The organism is Asticcacaulis benevestitus DSM 16100 = ATCC BAA-896 (assembly GCF_000376105.1).
In the GTDB taxonomy this organism is placed as follows: Bacteria; Pseudomonadota; Alphaproteobacteria; order Caulobacterales; family Caulobacteraceae; genus Asticcacaulis; species Asticcacaulis benevestitus.
On sequence record NZ_AQWM01000010.1, the window covers coordinates 79669 to 102416 of the forward strand.

The window sequence follows — 22748 nt, forward strand, 5'->3', positions numbered from 1 at the left end:
CGCTCTCGGGTTCAAGACGTTTACCCCGTCCAGCGCGTCTTCATGTAAAGACCGCCAGCTTCCAGTTCATCGAGCATATGCCTGATGCGCTTGTCCCGCGTTCCTTCGCGTTTGGCCTGATCAATCCAGCCGATGTAGTCGTTCTGTTGGTAGGGCGGGCGCTCTTCGTACTTGCCGTACAGACCGCGATCTTTCAGAGCCTTGCGGATATCGTCCGGCATGGGATGGATTTCAGGGATCACGTGCCCAGAAACTTCGAGATCGCGCCCAGCAAATCATGACGCTGGCTCGGCTTTTTCAGCGTCTCGACAGCATGATCGACCAGGGCCGGATCGATGCGGATACCGCGTCGGCTGAGCAGAAGGTCGCTGGCGAAATCCTCGCAAAATTCCGGATGACACTGGAAAGACAGTCCCTTGCGGTCGGTATAGTAGAGCGCGCCGTGCGGGGTGAACTCAGAGCCGGCCAGCAGGATGGCGTTTTCCGGCTTCTTCACCACCTGATCCTGATGGGTGACCGCGCAGGCGATTTTGGCGGAGCCTTGGCCCGCCAGTTCCTGCCAGAGATCGTGGGCCTCGACTGTATATTCATGCAGGCCGACACCCCAGCCCTTGGAGGATTTCTCGACATGGCCGCCCCAGGCCTGCGCCATGATCTGATGGCCAAAGCAAATGCCGACAACGGGGGTTTGGGTATCGAGCGCACGCAGCCATTCCATCAACGCCACGATCCACGGATCGCTCTCATAGACGCCCGCCGGTGAGCCGGTAATGACGACGCCTTTCAGCGCGGTCGTCTGTTCGGGCAGTTCGCCTTCCAGCGTTTTGAACACCCTGAAAGCGCGCCCTTCCCGGCTCAGTAATTTCGAGAACATGTCGGCATAGGTGCCGTAGGTCGCGTCCAGCCCCGAAGGCGGCACGCCCGTTTCCAGAATGGCAACATAGTCACCGGCAAACTCTGAACTCTGCATCACATCAAGACCCCGAATACGCCACCAGCGTTGGGCTATTTCGCAGTTGCGTCAAGAGCCCGGTCGATCACGCTTTGTGAAAAATCATGATTAACCCATTCGGTTTCGATTTGTTTAAGAGCCTTGCCGAGTTCGGGGCCGGCCGAATAGCCGCGCTTAATCAGGTCAGCACCTTTGAGCGGAAACACCGGAATTTCAAGGCCTTGCAGCATAGCCATGACGTAGTCAACGGCGGCCGGGTCTTTGTTGAGATGCGCTGCCACCAGATAGAGCGCATCCTCCGTAGCCTGACGACCGTGCAGGTACATCAGGCGCGCGAACGGCGTCTCCTGCGGACCGGCCAAAAGATCGGCCACCTGGCCGGCATCGAGCAGACGGTTATAAAGGCGCTGCGACATCTTCAGCCGCGCCTGCACCGCCTGCAGATCTTCCGCCTTTAATCCGATACCGCAATCGAACAGGGCGATCAGCCGGCGCTCAGGCTCATCGGACAGCCCTTTCATAACAACCAGTTCGGCCAGATCAGCCCCGCTCCAGCCGGGCACGACAAGCGGCATAAAACCATTGACCGCCATGGCGGCGAAGGCCGGCATCGGATCGGACAGTTTGAGCGTCTTGAGCAGTTCCTGCTGGATGCGCTCACCGGAAAGTCCGTCAATGCCGTCTTTCAGCGCCACACAGGCGGCCAGAGAGGCCTCGTCGATCGCCTTGGCATAGCCTGCCGTAAACCTGAAAAAACGTAAAATTCGCAGATAATCCTCGCGGATGCGCTGCTCGGCCTCGCCGATAAAACGCACCCTGGCGCCTTGTGCGTCCGCGATACCCTGCCCCGTTGGGTCAAACACCTGGCCGTCGATATCGGCATAAAGGGCATTGAGGTAGAAATCGCGGCGCAGGGCGTCCTTGTTCCAGTCGGTCGTATAGGCCACCACTGCGCGGCGGCCATCGGTCTCGACATCTTCGCGCAGGGAAGTGATTTCATAGGTCTCAGGAGCCCCGGCTAAAGGACGGCCATCAACCACCGCCGTGATGGTGCCGAAGGCCTTGCCCGTCGGCACGCTGCGGATACCCGCGGCTTCCAGCGCCGCCTCGGTCTCGTCAGGCGTCAGTTGCGTCGACAGGTCGAGATCGCTGATGGGCTTGCCCATCAGGGCGTTGCGCACGCAGCCGCCGACAAAGCGCACGCAGCCTTTCCCCCCCCTAGCTTCAAGCGCAGCAAAAACGGCGCGCGTGGCGGTGGACATCATAGCGTCAGAAAGAGGAATCGTGGTCATGCGTCAACCTAGGCCGTCATGACCGCAAGATCAAATGACCTTGACGACCTGACCGGCAAAAGCGAGATCGGGCTGGCTGTAACGGATCAGCAGGCGGTTGGGATCAACCGGCCCCGGCAGGGTCATGTTCGTCGCCTTGTCGAAACCGAACGGCTTGAAATAGCTCTGCGAACCGACCAGCAGCACAGCGCGCAGACCCTTGGCGAAAGCCGCATCGACGCAGGCGCCGATCAGATGACGTCCGATGCCGCGGCCGCGCTGGTCTTCCTCGACCACGATAGGTCCCAGAAACACCAGGGGTTCATAGGTATTGGCGTCGAAATCATGGATGAAGATCGGCCACATGCGCACGGAGCCCAGAAGGCGCTCGCCCTGCATGGCCACAAAGCTCAGGTCTTGGATGACGTGGGAGTCTTCACGCAGGCGCTCGGCCGTCTTGACAAAACGGCCGGGACCAAAGGCGCGGTCGGTCAGTTCCACGATACGATCGTTCAGATCGGGCGTTTCAAGACCGATCGTAAAATCCAGCGTCATTGCGTCCAGAGCCAAAGCTATACCCTCTCTCAGTCAATAGTGACTGATGAATACTGGCCGCGAAATAGGACGAATATATGAAAAGGTCAATAAAAATGGCCGCATAACAACAGTTGCCGCCAGCAATTAATGCGACTGTTTGTGTCATGCTTAGCATTAAGGTCTTAACGTGACAGGAAAGCCATAAAAGCGGCTTGAGCTTCCGGACTGAGCAGTTGCTGACGGAAGATGGCGCCTTCGGCACGGATCACCTGCCAAAGCTTTTCCGGATCGCGCATGAAGGCCTTGGTGTGGCGCAGGCTAGACGGCGATAATTTCAGCAGCTTTTGCGCCATGCCAAGTGCGGTTTCGTCGAGGTCTTCGCGCGCCACCGCGACATTCACAAGGCCAAGCTGTTTCGCGTCCGCCGCGCCGATCACCTCGCCCAACGCCATCCATGCGAAGGTGCGCTGATGCCCGATACGCTCAGGCAGCAGCAGGGTGGAGCCGGCTTCCGGAACGAGGCCGAGCTTGAGGAAGGGCAGGCTCAGGCGGACGTCTTCCGCCGCCACAACCAGATCGCAATGCAGAAGCAAGGTAACGCCGACGCCGACCGCCTGCCCCTGCACCGCCGCGATCAACGGCTTTTCAAAGAAGGTGATCGCCTTGAGGAACTGGAAGACCGGCATGGCGTCGTGGTCGGTATCCGGGTTTTGATAAGCCGGCAGGTCCTGCGCGAAATCGAGGATATCGTTGCCGGCGCAGAAATCGCCGCCTTCTGCGGCGATGACGACTACGCGAACGGCATCATCGGCGGAGGCCTGCGCCAGTCCGGCTGTCAGGTCGGCATACATGGCCTTGGTGAGGGCGTTTTTCTTGGCGGGACGGCTGAGCCTGAGCGTCAGGATGCCGTTATCGAGATGGGTTTGGATGTCGCTCATTGTTCTGGCTCCCTGTTTCGCTCACCCTAATCGAAATTGACGTTGACGGCAACTATGCCGCAAGGGAAGCTGCTCCATTAACAAAGCTCCAAGTCTTTCGACCAGAAAGACTTGGCAAGGGCGACCGCCCGCCGCGCACGTTTGCGCGTAAGCCATGCTGCGCTTGAGCAGGCATATAATGCCTTGCATTCGCCACATCTTGAAAATAAACCTATTGAAAATTAATCCATCCCGTTGCAAACCGCGATGGTTGTCTACAGGTCTGGAGCCGCGGAGAGTCGCCCCTATGAAAACATCCTTGAATTTCAAAAAGATGGCGCAAAGGGTGCAAACCCTCGTCATCGCTGTCGGCCTGGCGTGCATCGCTAGTGTCAGCACCAACGCGGCCTATGCTGCACCTAAAAAGGAAGTACCGGCCGGTCCGTTCAAGATCGACCCTGCGGTTCAGGCCAAGAGCATGACCGATATTCCGGCAATCATCGCCCTCGCCAAGTTCGATTGCGTCCCCAGCAACGCCTATCTGCTGGGCGCTACCGAATTCGACAAGGCTGGCACCAAGGTCAAGGGGCAGCTTTATGAAGTGGCCTGTAAAACCGGTCCTGGTTTTATCATCACCAGCGTTTCGCCGACCGAAGTCGGTCAGGCCTTCACCTGCTCGCTGGCCGCCAAGCTGAAAGCCACCCAGCCTGACGCCATTCAGTGCGTCCTGCCCGAAAATCAGCCACATTACGCCTGGCTCAACACCGTGGTCCAACCCTATATTCCGGGTTGCCAGGTGAGCGACGCCCGCGTGATTGGTTCGACGTCCGCGGAGCCCCTGATCGACCGCTATGAAGTTGGCTGCGGCGCCAGCGCCGGCGGCATCCTTGATTATCCGCAACTCGGCACTAAGTCACCGATCGAATACAAGAGCTGTCTGACCGTCGAAGGCACGCCTTCGGCCTGTAAATTCACGACCAAGGAACAGCTTCTGGCCACTCTGAAGCCGCTGGCCACCCAGGCCTCGGCCACCTGCCAGGTCAACAATGTCCGCTTCATCGGCGTTTCCAAGGAAAACGACAGCTACTTCTATGAATTCGGCTGTGCCAACCAACCCGGCTTCGTCGTGCTGACCAAGACGGACAACACCTACCAGCGCATGGTGTCCTGTGCCGCCGCCGCCGGTCTGGGCGGTTGTACCTTCACCGACGCCGGCGCGGCCTCGAAAGACGCCGGCAGCGCCTTCTCGACCCAACTGGCCAAAGGCGGTTTCCCCTGCACCGTTGAGGAATACAATGTAATCGGCACACAGGAGCAAACCAAGCGCGACTACATCGAGTTCAAGTGCAAGGAGCAACCCTGGGGCCTGATCGGCTTCGTACCGCAAGCCGGCAGCACCTCATCGCTGCGTCTGAACGATTGCTTCATCGACCAGACGAGCCGCAAGAGCTGCACCTATGTCACTGAGCCGACCCTGCGTGCCCAACTCGACAAGCTGATCAAGATTGCTCAGCCGGGCAAGGGCTGTGATGTCAGCCAGGTGCGTTATATCGGTGAATCCGATGGCATCGAAGGCGCCCTGCTGGCCGAATTGGCCTGCTCGAACAAGCGCGGTTATATTGCCATCGTTTCGGCTGATCGCAACAAGATCACCGAATCCGTGCCCTGCACGATCGCCAAGTCGCACAAGGATCCCATCCAGTGCGAAATCCCCGGTAACGGCACCTATGCCTCCGCTGAATAAGTGATTTTACCTTTAAGATATAAGGCCCGTGAGGTTTACGCCTCGCGGGCCTTTTTCATGTCTATTTGCTGCGCTAGCCTTGACTGAACACGACGGAGACGATGATGAACCTGCGGCTATATATCGTCCTGGCGGCTTTGGGCTTAAGCGGTTGCGACCGTATTACCGACCTGTTGGAAAAGCCGGAGACGGGCCCGACACGGGTGATCCCAGCCCCGCTAGGCGATGGTGATATCCGCCTCTATCCACCGCTGGCTGATGCGAAGGACCAGACACCAGCCGCTCAGGTCCGCTCCGGCGATTGCGCAAAGACAGTCTGCTTTCAATGGGTCAGGAAGCACTGGAAACCTTTGCCAAAAACCGACGTCAAGGCTGAAGCCTATCTATCGGTTATGATGCCGTCTGGCTCGGACTATAGCCCAGACCTTTGGCGGCCCGTGGACAGCACGGGCAAGCGCGTGCTCGTCAGCGCGGCAGGCGTGGACGGCGTGGCACGCGGCCTGTTCGATGGCCTGCGGATCGGTTTGCAGGATGCGTCCGGCGCCACCTATTTCACCGCCTATTCTGTCGAGAGTGGCGCCCTGCTCAAAGCACGCGGCCTGTGTACGCGTGACATGGCGACGGATGCCGGCAATCCCGCCAAGGCCGGCTGCGCTGAAAAGGTCGGGCCCGATCGCTACATCCTGCCCTTCAATGGCGATGTGGTAATTGCGTCGGGCAAGGTGTGGCTGTTGCATCGTCGTCCGGATCGTTCAAGCAACCGCGTCGACCTGTTCGACCTGCCGCGCGGCCCGGCAGTCTGCCTGCCTGGCTTAATCATCGACACCGAGGGCAAGTGGATGGGCACGCCGGAAGCGGCCTTATCACCGGATTTGTTTGTATCGCGTTCGCGGCCTTCGGCGGACTATGAGGCGCATAAGGCCAAGCTTCTCAAAGCCTGCCCTTAAATACTAAGGTTGTTAGAGCAATAAGCCCCACCACCAACGCGCAATGGCGCCTCGGTCCCCCTCCCCGAACAAGTCGTGGAGGTATAAGCATTACAGCGACTCCATGAAACGGCAGGCCTCCCCGAGGCTTGGTTGCACGATTTCGTCGTCACGCATGACGATCTTGCCACGGATGATGGTCGCTTTCGGCCAGCCGGTAACTTCCAGCCCGTCGAAAGGCGTCCAGCCGCAGCGCGAACGCATGTCTTCGTGGCGCAAGATCCGTTTGTGGTTGAGATCGACCAGGGTCACGTCGCCGTCGAAGCCCTCGGCCATGCGGCCCTTGCCGGCCACGCCAAAGACACGCTGGGCACCGGCGGAGGTCAGATCGACCAGACGTTCCAGCGACATGCGGCCATGGGCGACGTGGTTGAGCATCACCGGCAGCAGGGTCTGCACGCCCGGCATGCCCGAAGGCGACGCCGGGTAGGGCTTGGCTTTTTCTTCCAGAGTATGCGGCGCGTGGTCAGAGCCCAGCACATCGGCGATGCCGCCATTGATGCCATGCCACAGGCCATCGACATGATACTGGTCGCGGATCGGCGGGTTCATTTGCGCCAGACCTTTCAGGCGCTCATAGGCTTCCGGCGCCACCAGGGTCAGGTGCTGCGGTGTGATCTCGACGGTGGCGATGTCCTTGTTTTCGGCCAGGAACTCGATCTCTTCGCGCGTGGTGACGTGCAGGACGTGGATGCGCTTGCCGGCTTCACGCGCCAGCCGGACGAGACGGTGCGTCGACTGGATGGCCGACTGAGCGTCACGGACGAAATCGTGGCTTGTCCAGTCGTTTTCGCGCGCCAGCGGACGGCGCTCGGCCAGACGGTATTCGTCCTCCGAATGGAAGGTGGCGCGGCGATTGACGCTCTTCAGCACATTGGCCACGCCCTCGTCATCGGCGATCAGCAGGGTTCCGGTCGAGGCCCCCATGAAGACCTTGACGCCGCAGCAGCCCTTGATGCGCTCAAGCTCGGCCAGTTCGTGGACGTTCTCGTGCGTGCCGCCGACATAGAAGGCGTGATCGCAGTGCATGCGGTGATGGGCGCGCGCCAGCTTGTCGGCGAAGGCCTCGGCATTGGTCGTCGTCGGGTTGGTGTTGGGCATCTCGAAGACCGCCACAACGCCGCCCATAACGGCCGCCTGCGAACCGGTCTCCAGGTCTTCCTTCCACTCAAGGCCCGGCTCGCGGAAGTGGACCTGCGTATCGATCACGCCCGGCATGGCCAGCAGGCCTGTGGCATCGAAGACATCGGCGGCGCTGGCCTGGCTCAGATCACCGAAGGCGGCGAACTTGCCGTTGGTGATGCCGATATCGCCCTTGCCACGTCCGGCGTGATTGATGATGTCGGCGTTGCGGATGATAAGATCGAAGTTTTTCGGCATGGCAGGCACCTGTAGTCCAGTAAAATCAATGCGCAAGACTCTACGAGCCGACCCCGTTCGTGGCAAGGGCGTGCACCGGTTTGTGAAGCAAAAGATTCAGAGACGGGCGCGCTCGGCCATATAGCGCTCGATGGTCGCTGCCACACGGTCAATCGACAGATCAAGCATGTGGCAAACGTTCTGCTTCAGCTTGGGATCGACGATTTGGATATCGGCCAGGCTGCGCGGGCTGCGAATGGTATGGACATGCCCGCCCAGCGGCGCCGTCACCTCATCGGAAGGGCCGTACAGGCCAAAGGTCGGGATGCCCGCGGCAGCGGCCAGATGCAGCCACAGCTCATCATTGCCGACGAAGAACGCCGCGTGTTTCAGGGCAGCATAGGCGCTCAAGGCATTCTGCTCACCGGAAATTTCCATAACCTGCGCGCGCGGCGTGGCCATGCGCAAAGCCTGCAGCGTGTCGCGTTCGCTCTCACCACCGATGATCAGCAGACGATAATTGGCGAACGGACCGTCATCACGCATGAGCCGCGTCGCCAGTACGGCAAACCGCTCGGTCGGCCAGCGCCGTCCCAGCCAGCCGGCACCGGGCGCCATAGCGATCAGCGCCCCTTGCCCGCGCCCGTTATCGATCAGGCGTCGAACACCCGCCTCACGACGCGGCGAGACGCGCAGGCCCGGTGCGATCTCAGCGGGATCAAGTCTGAGCTTGGCGGCGACCTGCTCGACCACACCGGCCGTATCATTCGGATTGAGCGTAAAGCGCGTCTTCGCCTTCATCATGCGCGAGATCAGGGTTGGGCCGATATCGACGCACAGGCCCCACTTGCGCCGGCTCAGTTCGCTGAGCGAACCCAGCGCCTTGAGCTTGAAGATCGGTCCGTCAAAGGCTTGTATCTCGTCGACCAAATCATCATCTTGGAAAAGTTCGGCCGAGGCCGAGCTGGTGGCCAGGGTGATGCGGGCGTTCGGGATTTCCTGCTTGAGGCGCGCAATGACACCGCTTAAGGACAAGGCCTTGGCAGGCTCGCACAAGGCCAGCAGAAGAATCGGAAAATCAGCTCTCATGCCGCATACTTAATCCCTAACCGCGCTATAGCAAGTCCCGCCCCTTTGCTTATCAATGATTGACACACTCATGACACTCCAGATCAGCCCGCTTACGCATCGCGCCCTTATAAAGGCTTCCGGCCCGGACTGGGCCAGTTTCCTGAAAGGTCTGTGCACTGCCCCCATCGATTCCATGGTCGAGCAGGTGACGGCGGGCGTTTTCCATAAACTGCACTACGGGGCTTTTTTGCGGCCCCAGGGCAAGATGATCTGCGACGCCCTGCTCCATGCCATCTCTGCTGACGAAATCTGGCTCGATGTGCCGCTATCCGAACGCGATGAACTGCTGGCCAAACTTAACATGTACAAACTGCGCGCCAAGGTGACGGTCTCTGCTCTGGACCATCCGGTGTGTGTGGCTTTTGGCGGCGATCTGCCAACGGACTTCTTGCTGGATTCGCGCGCATCAATCATTGATGATAAATTCGGTTTTGCCTACGCGCCTCAGACCGCGACCGCTTCGCCCGATGCGTGGCGCGCTTTCCGTTATACCCATACGCTCGGTGATCCGGGAGAGGATTTCCTTAAGGACGAACTCTATGCCATCGACGCCAATCTCGATCTTTTGGGCGCCATAGATTTCCACAAGGGCTGCTATGTCGGGCAGGAGCTGACATCGCGCATGAAGCGGCGCGGCCAGATCAAGAACCGTATCCTTGGATTCAGCTATATCGGCGCAGCGCCCGAAAAAGGTGCGGAAGTGCTGAACGCAGACAAGCGCGCCGGAGAGGTTCTGGCCGCAGCGCATGGCTATGGCCTGGCCCTTATGCGGATTGATCGCCGCGATGGCGACCTGACAGCCGGTGACGCCGCAATCAGGCTCAACATCCCCGCCTGGATCGCGCCGCACCTGCCTGACATCTCACCTGACGCATGAAGCGCATCAACAAAAATGACATAGATACAGGAACCTGACCGTATGTGCGACAAGCCCCGCTGCCCGTGGCCCAAGACCGATCCGCTCTATTGCGCCTATCACGATGAAGAATGGGGCGTACCGGAATTCGACTCGCGTGCCCTGTGGGAAAAGTTCGTGCTCGATGGCTTTCAGGCCGGCCTGTCGTGGATCACCATCTTGCGCAAACGTGATGCCTTCCGCGCCGCCTTTGCCGGTTTCGATCCTGAAAAGGTGGCCCGTTTCGATGACCGCGACATCGAGCGCCTGATGAACAACGCTGGCATTGTACGCTCGCGCGCAAAGATCATCGCCGCCATCGACAGCGCCCGCATAACGCTCGATATGCGCGACAAAGGCACCTCGTTCACCGACTTCATCTGGGCCATTCAGGATGGCAAGCCGCAGGTCAATCATTACGCGTGGGGGCAGATCCCGACCGAAACAAAAACGTCGCAGGAACTGGCTAAGCTGCTCAAAAGCAAGGGCTACAAGTTTTGCGGGCCCGTCATCGTCTACGCCTTCATGCAGGCGGTCGGCATGGTCAACGACCACACCGTCACCTGTTTCCGTCACGCCGAGGTTGCGGGCCTGATGAAAAACAGTTAGCTTTGAGCTTAAGATCAAAACTTGGGGGATACCATGCCATTGATGTTTCAACCGCTCGCGCGCTATTTCGACTTTCAGGGCCGTTCGCGCCGTTCGGAATTCTGGCTGTGGGTCCTGTTCCAGTTTATTGTCGGCATCGTTTTCGGCGTCGTGAAAAACATTGTCGAACCCGCCAATCCGATGGGCACCGTTTTTATCCTGCAAATGCTGTTCTCGCTTGCTATCCTCATCCCAAATATCGCCGTGGCCGTGCGCCGTTTCCACGACATCAACCGTACAGGCTGGTGGTATGTCTTTCCGATCGTGGTGATGATCATTGCCGCTATCGTCTATTTTTCGGCCAATGGCGGTGCCTTTTTCAACGATATCCAGAAGTTCAGCCAGTTAGGCCCGAACCCGTCGCCCGATCAGGCCATGGCCGTCATGTCAGCCCTGATAGGCCCGATGTTGTGGATTTACCTGCCGACCCTCGCCGCTTCGATCGTTACCTTCGTGTTCAACGTGCTGGATGGCACGCCCGGGCACAATCGCTTCGGCCCCGACCCGAAAGGCCGTGGCGGCGACACCAGCGTTTTCTGATAAATTTTGCGTTCAGCCATAGGGGGGCTTTGATGTCTAACGTACCTTTGATGTTTCAACCGCTGGTCAAATATGTCGATTTTCAGGGGCGCGCGCGCCGTTCGGAATTCTGGCTGTGGGTGCTGTTCCGCATTATCGTCGGGGCGGTGACCGGCACACTCAGCATGACGCTTATGTTCAACGGCATGAACTTCCAGAACCCTGACCCGTCACAATTCATGGCGCGTTATTTTCAGGTCATGCCGCTCTTTCAGTTGATCAATCTGGCGCTGCTTTTGCCCACCCTTGCCGTAGCTGTGCGTCGCCTGCATGATATCAACCGTAGCGGCTGGTGGCTGATTATGCCCATAGCGGTAGCGATTGTGGGCTTGGTCCTGTTCATCATCATGTTCGGCACCCAGATTTTCTCCATGGCCGGCGGCTTCGACCATATGACGGAAGAGCAGAGCATCAAGTTCGCGTTCGGCATGTTCGGCTCCCTGTTCCTGTGCATCTTCCTGCCGATCCTCATCTCCCAGATCGTCATGCTGGTCTTCTACTGCACCGACGGCACGCCGACGGCCAACCGCTTCGGCGCCGACCCCAAGGGACGTGGTGTGATCGACACGCCTGAAGTGATGTTTTAACCATAAGGCTTAAGCGCATTTTCAGGGATTTTGTGTAGAGTGGCGGGCAGTTTGCGTACCCTGCCTCCCCTCCACACAGGATACCTGCATGCCCTCCTTCCTGCTTCCCCTCTCTCGCTACGCCGATTTCAACGGCCGCTCCCGCCGCGCAGAATACTGGCAATTCTGGGCTTTTCAGGTTGTCGTCGGAGTCGTTCTCGGCATTGTCGGCGGCGGGAGCAAGAACCCTCTCGCTTTGATCAGCGCCCTGTTCTCGCTGGCCATGATCATTCCCAATCTAGCCGTGGCGATCCGCCGCTTGCACGACACCAACCGCACCGGCTGGTGGGTGCTTTTCCCGTCGGCCATCGCCTGCCTCATGACCATCGTCTTCTTCATGGTTGTCGGCTCCAATATGAGCGAAAGCCTGCAAGATCTGGACAAGGGCTCAGCACCAAGCTTTGCCGATTTCGGTAAGGTTCTGGCGCCTATGCTGGCGCTGGTTATCGTGCCGACAATTCTGGCCGCCACCGTCACCTTCGTTTTCCATGTCCTGCCAGGCACCGAAGGCCCTAACCGCTTCGGTGATGATCCCAAGGGCGACGGCATACATATCGCCCGCGTGTTCGATGCGCCGATTCACGAACCCGAAGTGGACGCCCCCCCTTATAGGCCTGTCTTCGATTTTGGCCCTGCCAACACAACCCAGTACCGCGAAGAACCCGCCACTTCACAGCCCGTTCGTGAAACGCCACCAGCGCCACGACCTGTCAGACCCCCGTCATTTGGCGCACCGGCGCGTCCCGCCTTCGGCAAGCGTGGTTTATAGGCAAGACAAGCCGGTCAAATCGCGATAAAGCGCGAGGCATGGCCGATTTTAGTTTTGAATCTTCTCTGACGGGGCGCATCTGCGGCGTCGATGAAGCCGGACGTGGTCCGTGCGCCGGCCCCCTGTGCGTGGCCGCCGTCATTCTCGATCCTGCGCGTCTGCCAGAAGGCATCGACGATTCCAAGACCCTGACCGAAAAGCGCCGCTTTGAACTGGAACCGCTGATCAAGGAGGCCGCTATCGCCTGGTCGGTCATCACCATGACCGTCGAGGAAATCGATTGCCTGAACATTCTGGCCGCCACTATGGAAGGCATGAAGCGCGCCGTCGAGACGCTCGATCCGTGCGCCGATCACGCCCTGATCGATGGCAACGGCTGCCCGAAGATCGCCCTGCCCTCAACCGCCATCGTCAAGGGGGATTCGCTGTCGCTTTCCATTGCCGCGGCCTCAATCCTGGCCAAGACAGCGCGCGACCGCATCATGATCGAGATGGACATCGTCTATCCGCATTACGGCTTCAAAAAGCACAAAGGCTATCAGGCCGAGACGCATCTGGAGGCCTTGCGCCGCCACGGCCCCTCACCTATCCACCGCACAAGCTGGTCCACAATACGTGAACTAAGCCGGGACGCGACGGTTTAAACAGAAGCCCGCGCGCTCACGTCCCCTCCCAGACAATCAGGGAGGTATAGGAACAAAACGGAATCAAAAGTGAGTCTTTTCGGACTCGCTTCAAAAAAAGCGAATCTCGCGATTCGTCATCATGGTTAATTTAACCCATCATTAACTGCAAAACGATTCTAGTCATTGGATTCAGGGGCTTAACTCCCCTGCGGCCCGGAAACCGGGTCACGACTTACCTAGTGTCAGAAGGATCTTCGTCTTGCGCAAATCGACCGCCCTTAAAATTCCGTCCGTTTCGCAGCCGCCCCTAAAGCTCGACACCATCCACCTTGGCGAATGTGTCGAGGTGCTGAAATCCCTGCCTGACAACAGCGTCGATCTCGTTTTCGCCGATCCGCCCTACAACCTCCAGCTTGGTGGCGACCTGTTGCGTCCGGACAATTCCAAGGTCGACGCGGTCGATGACGACTGGGACCAGTTCGCCAGTTTCGAGGCCTATGACAAATTCACGCGCGAATGGATGCGCGAATGCCGCCGCGTACTGAAAGACGACGGCGCGATCTGGGTCATCGGCTCCTACCACAACATCTTCCGCCTGGGCGTCGCCATGCAGGACATGGGCTTCTGGGTGATGAACGACGTCATCTGGCGCAAGGCCAACCCCATGCCCAACTTCAAGGGCACGCGCTTCACCAACGCCCACGAAACCCTGATCTGGGCCACCAAGGCCAAGGGCCAGAAGCGCTATACCTTCAATTACGACGCCCTTAAGGCCTTCAACGAAGACACCCAGATGCGTTCCGATTGGTCGATCCCGCTGTGCACCGGCGATGAGCGCCTCAAGGACGAGAACGGCAACAAGGCCCACCCAACGCAAAAGCCGGAAGCCCTTCTTTACCGCGTCCTGCTCGCCTGCACCAAGCCCGGCCACGTTGTCCTCGACCCCTTCTTCGGCACCGGCACCACCGGCGCCGCCGCCAAGCGTCTTGGTCGCCACTTCATCGGCATCGAGCGTGAGGAAAACTATCGCAAGGTCGCCAGCGAGCGTATCGCCCGCGTCATACCGGCGACAGCCGAAGACCTGGCCGTCATGGGCTCCAAGAAATCCGAGCCGCGCGTGCCGTTTGGTGCTGTGGTCGAGGCCGGCCTGCTCCAGCCGGGCGACATTCTCTATACCCCCAAGGGTGATCGCTCCGCCCGCGTCCGTGCCGATGGCTCGCTGGTGCATGGTGAACTCAGCGGCTCGATCCACAAGATGGGCGCCATGATGGAACAGGCCCCGGCCTGCAACGGCTGGACCTACTGGCGCTTCAAGACCGACGCCGGCCTCAAGCCGATCGACGATCTGCGCTCGCGTATACGCGCCGACATGAACTAGGCAGGGTCACGGCCCCTGCACCCATATGTTTGAAAGCGCGGACGGCAACGTCCGCGCTTTTCTTATGGCTTATCAGTTAGGGTTTGCGCCAGGCTTCAACACTGACTGAGATATTACGCGCAATAAAATGGCCGCCAACGCCGAACGTGCTGTCCAGTTCCATGCGATAGCCTTCCGGAACCTCGGTGATAACCAAACCCATGAGCACATTCTGGTGATTCCACTCCTCCAGTAATTGCTCGACAATATCCGTCAGCGTAAAGGTCACAAGTGCGTGGCGTTCAAGGCGAAAACATCCTTTTTCATCGACCTCTGATGTCATATGCCACGCATGCAAACTTATCCTTGAGGGCTCAGGACGCCGACGTAAATCTATGCTGACAACTTCGGCATCATGAAATCCGGATCTATAGCCGAACCATTCGATAACGGGTGTCCAATCCATACTGCGTCCTTCAAACGTTTGAGCGAAATAAATCGGGAGTCACGGTCTGGTCTTTCAACTTCAAGGCCTTGGCGAAAACCGTCGGCAGGGCTTTTTCGCTCAGCGGTAAAATCTGCCAGGCATTGTTAGCACGCAACATCGAGGCCGTCTCTTCATCCGACAGACGCCGCACCCAGACCTCTTGGGTCAGGGCAAAGTGCGTGAAAACATGTTCGTAACTGCCAGCGACAACCCACTGATCCTCCCCTGCTTGCGGGGGAGGTGTCGGCGCATCGTCGCCGACGGAGGGGGCGTCCTTAGTAATGGAGTTGCCCCCTCCGTCACGGAAACGCGCAAGCGCATTCCGTGCCACCTCCCCCGATACATCAGGGGAGGATGAAGGCACCCACTCCGTATGCGGCAAACCCAGCATCCCTCCGAGCAAACCCTTGTCAGCGCGGCGCTCGACCACCACGCCCTCGCCTGTCAGCATAACGAACACCACGCCATAGCGGCGCGGCTTGGGCAGCTTGGCGAGTTTGACCGGAAAGCGTTCCGGCGCGCCGCGCTCAAGCGCCAGACACGCCACTGCCAGAGGGCACTGATCGCAGACGGGCGATTTCGGCCGGCAGATCAGAGTCGCCATATCCATCAGGGCCTGCGGCCAGTCACCGGCGCGCTCAGGCAAAACCCACTGTGCTGCCGCCAGCCGGATATCGCTCTTCGCCGCCGGCAGAGGCGTGTCAATCGCATAGAGCCGCGTCATGATCCGTTCGATATTGCCATCGACCACATTGGCCGGCAGGTCAAAGGCGATCGCCGCCACCGCAGCCGCCGTATAGGGTCCAAAGCCCGGCAGCTTAAGCAGGTCCGCCTCGTTCGCCGGGAATATCCCGTCGTAATCTCGCACGACCACCCGCGCACATTCCAGCAGGCGACGCGCCCGCGCATAGTAGCCAAGTCCCGCCCACTCGGCCATGACCCGGCCATCCTCGGCGGCGGCCAGATCGCGCACCGTCGGCCAAAGGGTCAGGAACTTCTCATAATAGGGCGCAGCGTGCGGCACGGTCGTTTGCTGGAGCATGACCTCGGATAGCCAGACGCGATAAGCGTCACGCGCCCCCTGCCGCCAGGCCAGGGCGCGGCCATGGGCATCGTACCAATCGAGCAAGCCGCGCCGTAACCGCGAGACAAGCGCTTCATCCTTCAGTATAATCGCCGTCATGAAACGCCCGTTACCATCCCTTGAAGACTCGCTTCGCATCCTGCGCACGACTCACACCAAGCGTATGCCCAAGGCACCGCCGCCGGTAAAGAAGCAGGTTCAGCCCCTGCTGAAAAGCCTGCAAACGCGCTTTGAACAGATGGATGATGGCACCGGCAAGCTGAAAAACCGCTGGACCGAGATTGTCGGCGAGTCTTTAAGCAAGCTGTGCGAGCCGGTGCGCATCATCAAGGGCCGCGCCGCCTCCAACAAACTCGGTGCCGGCCCGGCCACCGGTGGCGCCCTGGAACTGCGCGTCGCCAATTCCACCCACGCCACCTTGATCCTGCATCACGCCCCCACCCTGATTGACCGTATCAATCTGTTCCTAGGCAGCAAGACGGTCGAGCGACTGCGCATTATTCAGGGGCCGCTGGCCGTCCATAGCAAGGCCCCGCCGATCGCCCGCCCAAAACCGCTCAGCGCTCAGGAAGAACTGGGGCTTCAGCAGTCGCTCAGCGATGTCGAGGATGAAAAGGTGCGCAAGTCCTTGCTGCTGCTGGGCCGATCGATCCTGAAACGTCACAATATGAAGACGCCGTAAGGCCATAAAACGTCTATAATTGGCAAAAAATGCGATGCCATATTTACAGCGCAATCGAACGCTTTAAAAAGACGACACATGCGACTCCTTACAGGAGCGCCTTTGCCATTATAAGTCGGGGTTCATTATGCATATTCTTTCCGGTAAGACCCGTCGCGGCCTTCTGACCGCCTCGGCTGTAGGCCTGGCCCTGGTCGCCAGCGGCTGCAGCAAGGGCGGCTCGAAGACCGAGGTTGCGCCCGATGAAATGTCGATGGGTTCGGCCACCGCGCCGATCACCCTTATCGAATACGCCTCCGTCGCCTGCCCGATCTGCGCGCACGTCAATGAAACGGTCATGCCGGAATTGCGCACCAAATATATCGACACCGGCAAGGTGCGTTATGTCTATCGCCCGATGATGACCGGCGCCCCCACCGTGGCCGCCGCTGGCCACCTGCTGGCCGAATGCGCCGGCAAGGACAAGTATTTCAAGGTTATCGACGCCGTCATGGCCGGCCAGAAGCAGATGTACGTCACCGGCGAGAACGATCAGAACGCGCGCCCGGTCCTGCTCGGCATCGCGCAATCGCTCGGCATGTCGGAAGCCGACTTCAACAAGTGCATTACCGATCAGGCGGCCTTGAAGCGTCTGAGCGACCTCAATGAAAAATACATGTCCAAGGACGGCATCAACGCGACGCCGACCTTTATCGTCAACGGCAAGGAAATGAAGCTGAAGAACGGCGACATCAGCGACTTCGACGCCGCTTTCAAGCCCCTGCTGGCCGGCAAGTAAGCCGTAATTTTCCCCTTACAGAGATATAATATGCAAACCCTGCTTCATAAAGTGCTTAAGGCTACCGGCGTCGCCGCCCTGATGGGCGCCGGCCTGCTGCTGGCAAGCTGCGGTGACAAGATCGCGCCGGTCGGCGAAGGCGATATGAGCTTAGGTCCGGACAACGCCAAGGTCACCCTGATCGAATACGCTTCGGTGACCTGTGCCCACTGCGCTGAGTTCAACAAGGACGTTATGCCCGAACTGATGGCCAAGTACATCACGCCCGGCAAGATCCGTTACGTTTACCGCGAATTCCTGACCGAGCCGCGCGATGTTTCGGCCGCCGGCATCCTGCTGGCGCGCTGCTCCGGCAAGGCCAACTACTTCAAGGTCAATGACGCCCTCATGAAGGCGCAAGGTGAAATGTTCGGCGACGGCACCACCACCAACGCCCTGCCGGTCATGCTGCGTATCGCCAAGTCGGTCGGCATTGATGAGAAGAACTTCAACAAGTGCATCACAGATCCGCAAGGCCTGCTGCGCATCCAGGACAATGTCGACAAGTACGGGAAAGAAAACGACGTCACCGGTACGCCAACCTTCTTCATCAACGGCAAGAAGTTCGAACGCAAGACCGGCACGATCGCCGATTTCGACGAGGCCTTCGCGCCGCTGCTGGCAGGGAAGTAAGCATGAAAAAGCTGGGGATCGCGGTTATGGTTTTGGCTTTTGCGGCTGGCAGCGTCATGGCTGCAGCGCCCGTCGCAGCGCCCGCTCTGGCCACCGTGACGCCGGCCGATCACGTCCTCGGTAACCCCAAGGCGCGCGTCACCATCATTGAATATGGCTCCGTGGCCTGCCCGGCCTGCGCGCAGTTCAATGAAGCGGTCATGCCGCAGCTCAAGGCGAAGTACATCGATACGGGCAAGGTGCGCTATGTCTTCCGTCCCATGCTGACCGGCGTCGGCACCATCGCCGTGGCCGGCACCCGTCTGGCCGAATGCGCCGGCAAGGACAAGTATTTCGCCGTCATCGACGCCATGATGCGCGGGCAGAAGGAATATTACGCCTGGGGTGAGAGCAATATCATCGCTCGCCCGGTTCTGGCGAAAATCGCTCAATCCTTCGGTTTCGATGAGGCGGCTTTCAATGCCTGCGCCGGTGACGCCAATGGCCTGCGCCAGTTGCAAAGCCAGCATGCAGCGGCCCTAGATGCCGGCGTCCGCAGTACGCCAACCGTCTATGTCAACGGCAAGATGCTTGAGCGCCACGAACTGGCCGATATCGAAGCTGCCATCGCCGCCGCGAAGTAAAGAATAGTGACGCTATTAATTTGGAATAATAATTTGTAATTCATTCCAATATAACAACGGGTGCCAAGGTGAATAAATATCAGATTGCCGTTATTTTTCGTCCTTTCGCAATCGCTTTTATTCCGCTCACATTACTTCTATTCATCATCAAACAAGATGTGATGCTTTATTGCTATTTTTTGTTAATTGGTTTTTTCGCGCTATATCTCAGATGCCCTATCTGTCGTAACGGTATATATGTGGACAAAAAGCATCCGTATCGCACGTTGCTCGCTAAGCCTTATAAAAAATGTACGAGTTGCGGCCATTCGTTCGAGTAACGTTTGCCGCTTTCAGACATAAAGCTTCCACAGGAATTAACCCTGTCCCGTCCCAAAGTATCTTGACGCCCGCCTTCAGGCTATGAAGGTGGAAGAATCGTTCATGCGCGCCAAAAAGGCGAATTGGGTCACCCTTGCAGTTTCAGAAGATCAAGCTTTCGGGATTCAAGTCCTTCGTCGATGCGACCGAGTTTCGCATCGATCCGGGCCTGACCGGCATTGTCGGGCCGAACGGCTGCGGCAAGTCGAACCTGCTGGAAGCTTTGCGCTGGGTGATGGGCGCCACCTCCGCCAAGGCCATGCGCGGCTCCGGCATGGACGATGTGATCTTCGCCGGCTCCGATAAGCGCCCGTCGCGCAACTGGGCCGAAGTGACGCTCACCATCGACAATGCCGATCGCCTGGCGCCGCAGCCCTTTACCGATCAGCCGGTGCTTGATGTCGCCCGCCGCATCGACCGTGGCGCGGGGTCTTCGTACAAGATCAACGGCAAGGAAGTGCGCGCCCGCGATGTGCAGCTTCTGTTCGCCGATGCCTCGACCGGCGCCAATTCGCCAGCCCTCGTCCGTCAGGGGCAGATTTCCGAACTGATTGCCGCCAAGCCGCAAAATCGCCGTCGTGTGCTCGAAGAAGCCGGTGGCGTATCCGGCCTGCACACCCGCCGTCACGAAGCCGAACTGCGCCTGACCGCCGCCGAATCGAACCTGTCGCGCCTTGACGATATCGCCCGCGAACTCGACTCGGCCCTCTCCCGCCTCAAGCGCGAAGCCCGTCAGGCTGACAAGTACAAGAAGATTTCCGCCGAAATTCGCGCCCTGCAGAAAGCCATTCTACATGCCAAGTGGCTGGAGGTGCGTGCCCTGCTCGAAGGTGCGGTCAGCGACATGCAGGATCAGAGCCTGCGCGTCGAGGCCACCGCCCGGGCCGCTGCCGTGGCGCAAACCGTAGCTCTGAAAGCCGCCGAGAGCATCCAGCCTTTGCGCGAAGAAGAGGCTGTGGCCGCCACGGTCATGCACCGCCTCAATATCGAGAAAGAGCGTCTCGACCTTGAGGAAAAGCAGGTCGCCAGCGAGATCGAGCGCATGAAGGCGGATATAGCCCGTCTGCGCAGTGATTTCCAGCGCGAGATCGACCTGTCGTCGGATGGTTCGGTGCAGGTCGAGCGTCTGCAATCGGGTCTGACGCGGGTGCAAGAGGAGATCGCCAGCGCTCCGTCGCGCGAGCCGGAACTGAAACGCGCCGTTGAGGACGCCGAAGCCGAGAGGGTCAAGGCCGATCAGGCAATTGAAGCGATCGCCGCCGAGCAGGCGGCTCAGATCGAGCGTCAGCGGCTGGAAGCGTCGCGCTTGGGAGAGGCCAAATCGCGTTTCGACCGCCTGAGCCAGCAATTGCTGTCCGCGCAGAATGACCGCAAGGCCTTGGGCACCTTCGATTACAGCGCGCTCGATGGCCTGAAAACGCAGGCCACGGCGGCGCAAAGCGATCTCGAAGCCGCCCGCAAGGTGGCCGAGGAACTGGAAACCGCCCGCCCGGCCCTCGCCAACGCCGAAGCTCAGGCGCGCAAGGCCATGCGCGAGATCGAGGACCAGCTTGGCCGCCTGACCGCCGAGGCGCGCGGCCTGTCGCAAATCCTGACCAGCGTGCGCAAGGACGGAGCGCCCGTTCTGGATGCCGTGCGTCCTGACAAGGGCTATGAACTGGCCCTGGCCGCCGCGCTCGGTGATGACCTCAATCTCAGCCTGTCGAAGAAAGACGTGCAGACAGCGCTGGCTTTCTGGAGCGACGATTTCGAGAGCAAGGCCAAAGCGATAGATATAGCAGGGCTCGGCGTGGCGCCTTTGAGCCAGAATGTCCGCGCCCCGGCGGCGCTCAGTCTTCGCCTGTCCACCATCGGCGTGGTGTCGCGCGAGGATGGCGACCGCCTGCACAGCCAGTTACCCATCGGCGCGCGTCTGGTCTCCAAGGAAGGCGATTTGTGGCGTTGGGACGGTCTGATCGTTCGCGCCAAGGCGCCGAAGCCCGCGGCTGTCCGCCTGGCTCAGCGCACGCGTCACGATGAACTGGAAAATGAGATCGACGGCCTCAAGCCGAAGATGGCCGAGGCGAAAGACGCGCAAGCAACCGCCGCCGAAGCCCAGCGCGGCCACGAAGACCATCTGCGCACGGCGCGCAACCGCCTGCCTGATCTGGAGCGCAACGCGCGCAACCGCCAGAACGATCTGGAAACACGCCTGCGTGCCCAAACGCAGTTCGAGGCCCGGCTGGAGGCGCTCGACGCCACCCTCGCCCGCCTGACCGGTGAACATGGCGAGGCGAAGACGGCCTATGAGACCGTTCTGGCCAGCCAGTCCGGTGCGCTTGACAATGAAGGCATGAAGGCGCGCCTCAATGACGCCCGTGCTCTGGCCGATACCCACCGTCAGGCCGTCATGCGCGCCCGCGCCGACCTCGATCAGGATGCCCGCGACCGTCAGGCGCGCGAAGGCCGCGAACGCACCCTGACGCGCGAACTGACCGAATGGTCGCGCCGCACGCAGGATTCGGCCGCCCGCCTGGTCAAGTTGGAAAAGGATCAGGAAACCGCGCGTGTCGCGCTGGAAAACGCCCAGTCGGCACCGCGTGAATTTGAAAGCAAGCGCATCACCCTGGTCGATTCGCTGCAAACCGCCGAAAAACGTCTCAGCGAAGCGCGTGACAAGCTCAACACCGCCGAGGCCGAACGCCGGGACGCAGATATCGACGTGCGCGGCCGCGAACAGGAAGCCTCGGCCGCCCGTGAAGAACGCGCCGGCGCGCAGGCCCGTCTGGAGGCCATCCAGAACAAGGCCGCTGAGATTGAGGCCGTCATCCTCGATCAGACGCAAGGCACGCCGGACGAACTCGGCAAGCGCCTCAAGGAAGAAGCCATCGCCACCCCGACCGACGCCTCCGGCGCGGAATCTCTGCTCTCAGGCCTTGAACGCGAACGCGATCAGCTCGGCGCCGTCAATCTGCGCGCCGAGGAAGAGGCTACCGAGTACGAAAGCCGCCTCGATACGCTGAGCCGTGAACGCGCCGACCTGACCACGGCCATCGCCAAGTTGCGCGACGGCATCGACGAACTGAATGCCGAAGGCCGTGAACGCCTGCTGGCCGCCTTCGAGATCATCAACGAACACTTCAAGACGCTGTTCGTCTCGCTGTTCGATGGCGGCTCGGCCGAGTTGCGCCTGGTCGAATCGGACGATCCGCTCGAAGCCGGTCTGGAAATCTTCGCCTGTCCGCCGGGTAAGCGTCTCTCCACCATGAGCCTGATGTCGGGCGGTGAGCAGGCCCTGACGGCCACGGCGCTGATCTTCGGCGTCTTCCTCGCCAATCCGGCGCCGGTCTGCGTGCTCGACGAAGTCGACGCCCCGCTCGATGACGCCAATGTCGATCGCTATTGCCGCCTGCTGGCCGAGATGCGCGAACGCACCAAGACGCGCTTCATCACCATCACCCACAATCCGGTCACCATGTCGCGCATGGACCGTCTGTTCGGCGTCACCATGTCCGAACGCGGCGTGTCGCAACTGGTCAGCGTCGATCTGTCGCAGGCGGAAGCTTTGGTCGCTGAACACGTTGCTTGATAGTCGAACGCTTACGATGGGGCGACCAAAGGCTTCCTCGTTTTTCTTAAGAAGTAGCGTGCAAACGTGCGCGGCGGGCATTTTATATTTTTGAAGG

Annotated in this window: 23 protein-coding genes; 14 read left to right on the forward strand and 9 right to left on the reverse strand. The window is 59.8% G+C overall.

The window, feature by feature from the left end:
- Positions 1-20: 20 nt before the first annotated feature.
- The 5 genes from B060_RS0112315 to B060_RS0112335 all read right to left on the reverse strand — a co-directional run bounded on the left by B060_RS0112315 (position 21) and on the right by B060_RS0112335 (position 3698).
- Positions 21-242: a YdeI/OmpD-associated family protein gene (locus B060_RS0112315; protein WP_026172791.1), complete on the reverse strand. Its 222-nt coding sequence runs from the start codon at positions 240-242 to the stop codon at positions 21-23.
- Positions 239-970 (reverse strand): GMP synthase, encoded by a 732-nt coding sequence (locus tag B060_RS0112320; protein WP_018082095.1) that lies wholly within the window; start codon positions 968-970, stop codon positions 239-241. The genes B060_RS0112315 and B060_RS0112320 overlap by 4 nt, the downstream gene beginning before the upstream one ends.
- 35 nt (positions 971-1005) lie before the next feature.
- The gene (locus tag B060_RS0112325) at positions 1006-2244 is read right to left on the reverse strand and encodes a CCA tRNA nucleotidyltransferase (protein WP_026172792.1); all 1239 of its coding nucleotides are present in this window, start codon (positions 2242-2244) and stop codon (positions 1006-1008) included.
- 30 nt (positions 2245-2274) lie between these two features.
- Complete coding sequence (locus B060_RS0112330) at positions 2275-2793, reverse strand: GNAT family N-acetyltransferase (protein WP_236621584.1); 519 nt, start codon at positions 2791-2793, stop codon at positions 2275-2277.
- 149 nt (positions 2794-2942) lie between these two features.
- Positions 2943-3698, reverse strand: a complete 756-nt coding sequence (locus tag B060_RS0112335) for an enoyl-CoA hydratase-related protein (RefSeq protein WP_018082098.1) — start codon at positions 3696-3698, stop codon at positions 2943-2945.
- 286 nt (positions 3699-3984) lie between these two features.
- Here B060_RS0112335 and B060_RS0112340 point away from each other — a divergent pair, with 286 nt between their 5' ends.
- Positions 3985-5421 carry a hypothetical protein gene (locus tag B060_RS0112340; protein WP_018082099.1) on the forward strand — a complete coding sequence of 479 codons (1437 nt, stop codon included), beginning with the start codon at positions 3985-3987 and terminating at the stop codon, positions 5419-5421.
- 104 nt (positions 5422-5525) lie between these two features.
- Positions 5526-6368: a hypothetical protein gene (locus B060_RS0112345; RefSeq protein WP_155847676.1), complete on the forward strand. Its 843-nt coding sequence runs from the start codon at positions 5526-5528 to the stop codon at positions 6366-6368.
- 90 nt (positions 6369-6458) lie between these two features.
- Here B060_RS0112345 and B060_RS0112350 read toward each other — a convergent pair whose 3' ends face one another.
- Together B060_RS0112350 and B060_RS0112355 are read right to left on the reverse strand one after the other, a co-directional pair.
- Positions 6459-7787 (reverse strand): dihydroorotase, encoded by a 1329-nt coding sequence (locus tag B060_RS0112350; RefSeq protein WP_018082101.1) that lies wholly within the window; start codon positions 7785-7787, stop codon positions 6459-6461.
- A 96-nt stretch (positions 7788-7883) separates the two neighbouring features.
- Positions 7884-8855 (reverse strand): glycosyltransferase family 9 protein, encoded by a 972-nt coding sequence (locus B060_RS0112355; protein ID WP_018082102.1) that lies wholly within the window; start codon positions 8853-8855, stop codon positions 7884-7886.
- 70 nt (positions 8856-8925) lie between these two features.
- Between B060_RS0112355 and ygfZ the strand changes: the two genes are divergently transcribed.
- The 7 genes from ygfZ (at position 8926) to B060_RS0112390 (ending at position 14418) form a co-directional block, all read left to right on the forward strand.
- Positions 8926-9774: a CAF17-like 4Fe-4S cluster assembly/insertion protein YgfZ gene (gene ygfZ, locus B060_RS0112360; protein ID WP_155847675.1), complete on the forward strand. Its 849-nt coding sequence runs from the start codon at positions 8926-8928 to the stop codon at positions 9772-9774.
- Positions 9775-9816: 42 nt separating this feature from the next.
- Positions 9817-10401, forward strand: coding sequence for a DNA-3-methyladenine glycosylase I (locus B060_RS0112365; RefSeq protein ID WP_018082104.1), 585 nt, complete (start codon positions 9817-9819; stop codon positions 10399-10401).
- 33 nt (positions 10402-10434) lie between these two features.
- A complete protein-coding gene (locus tag B060_RS24400; protein WP_085931820.1) occupies positions 10435-10980 on the forward strand; it encodes a DUF805 domain-containing protein in 546 nt (181 codons plus the stop codon).
- Positions 10981-11012: 32 nt separating this feature from the next.
- Positions 11013-11606, forward strand: coding sequence for a DUF805 domain-containing protein (locus B060_RS26090; protein WP_081606844.1), 594 nt, complete (start codon positions 11013-11015; stop codon positions 11604-11606).
- Positions 11607-11694: 88 nt separating this feature from the next.
- The gene (locus B060_RS26095) at positions 11695-12414 is read left to right on the forward strand and encodes a DUF805 domain-containing protein (protein WP_018082107.1); all 720 of its coding nucleotides are present in this window, start codon (positions 11695-11697) and stop codon (positions 12412-12414) included.
- Positions 12415-12452: 38 nt separating this feature from the next.
- Positions 12453-13058, forward strand: coding sequence for a ribonuclease HII (locus B060_RS0112385; protein ID WP_018082108.1), 606 nt, complete (start codon positions 12453-12455; stop codon positions 13056-13058).
- Positions 13059-13299: 241 nt separating this feature from the next.
- Entirely contained in the window at positions 13300-14418 is a 1119-nt protein-coding gene (locus tag B060_RS0112390; RefSeq protein WP_018082109.1) for a site-specific DNA-methyltransferase, read from the forward strand.
- A gap of 76 nt (positions 14419-14494) precedes the next feature.
- On the opposite strand, the gene B060_RS26100 is transcribed toward B060_RS0112390, so the two are convergent.
- Positions 14495-14863, reverse strand: coding sequence for an Imm50 family immunity protein (locus B060_RS26100; protein WP_081606845.1), 369 nt, complete (start codon positions 14861-14863; stop codon positions 14495-14497).
- 10 nt (positions 14864-14873) lie between these two features.
- Positions 14874-16067 carry an A/G-specific adenine glycosylase gene (locus tag B060_RS0112400; protein WP_018082111.1) on the reverse strand — a complete coding sequence of 398 codons (1194 nt, stop codon included), beginning with the start codon at positions 16065-16067 and terminating at the stop codon, positions 14874-14876.
- Between B060_RS0112400 and B060_RS0112405 the strand changes: the two genes are divergently transcribed.
- The 5 genes from B060_RS0112405 (at position 16066) to smc (ending at position 22651) form a co-directional block, all read left to right on the forward strand.
- Positions 16066-16650 (forward strand): DUF721 domain-containing protein, encoded by a 585-nt coding sequence (locus B060_RS0112405; RefSeq protein ID WP_018082112.1) that lies wholly within the window; start codon positions 16066-16068, stop codon positions 16648-16650. The two genes, B060_RS0112400 and B060_RS0112405, sit on opposite strands and share 2 nt — an antisense overlap.
- A 127-nt stretch (positions 16651-16777) precedes the next feature.
- Complete coding sequence (locus B060_RS0112410) at positions 16778-17428, forward strand: thioredoxin domain-containing protein (protein ID WP_018082113.1); 651 nt, start codon at positions 16778-16780, stop codon at positions 17426-17428.
- Between the two features lie 30 nt (positions 17429-17458).
- Complete coding sequence (locus B060_RS0112415) at positions 17459-18100, forward strand: thioredoxin domain-containing protein (protein WP_018082114.1); 642 nt, start codon at positions 17459-17461, stop codon at positions 18098-18100.
- Between the two features lie 2 nt (positions 18101-18102).
- Positions 18103-18723, forward strand: coding sequence for a DsbA family protein (locus tag B060_RS0112420; RefSeq protein WP_018082115.1), 621 nt, complete (start codon positions 18103-18105; stop codon positions 18721-18723).
- 454 nt (positions 18724-19177) lie between these two features.
- A complete protein-coding gene (gene smc, locus B060_RS0112425) occupies positions 19178-22651 on the forward strand; it encodes a chromosome segregation protein SMC (RefSeq protein WP_018082116.1) in 3474 nt (1157 codons plus the stop codon).
- Positions 22652-22748: the final 97 nt, after the last annotated feature.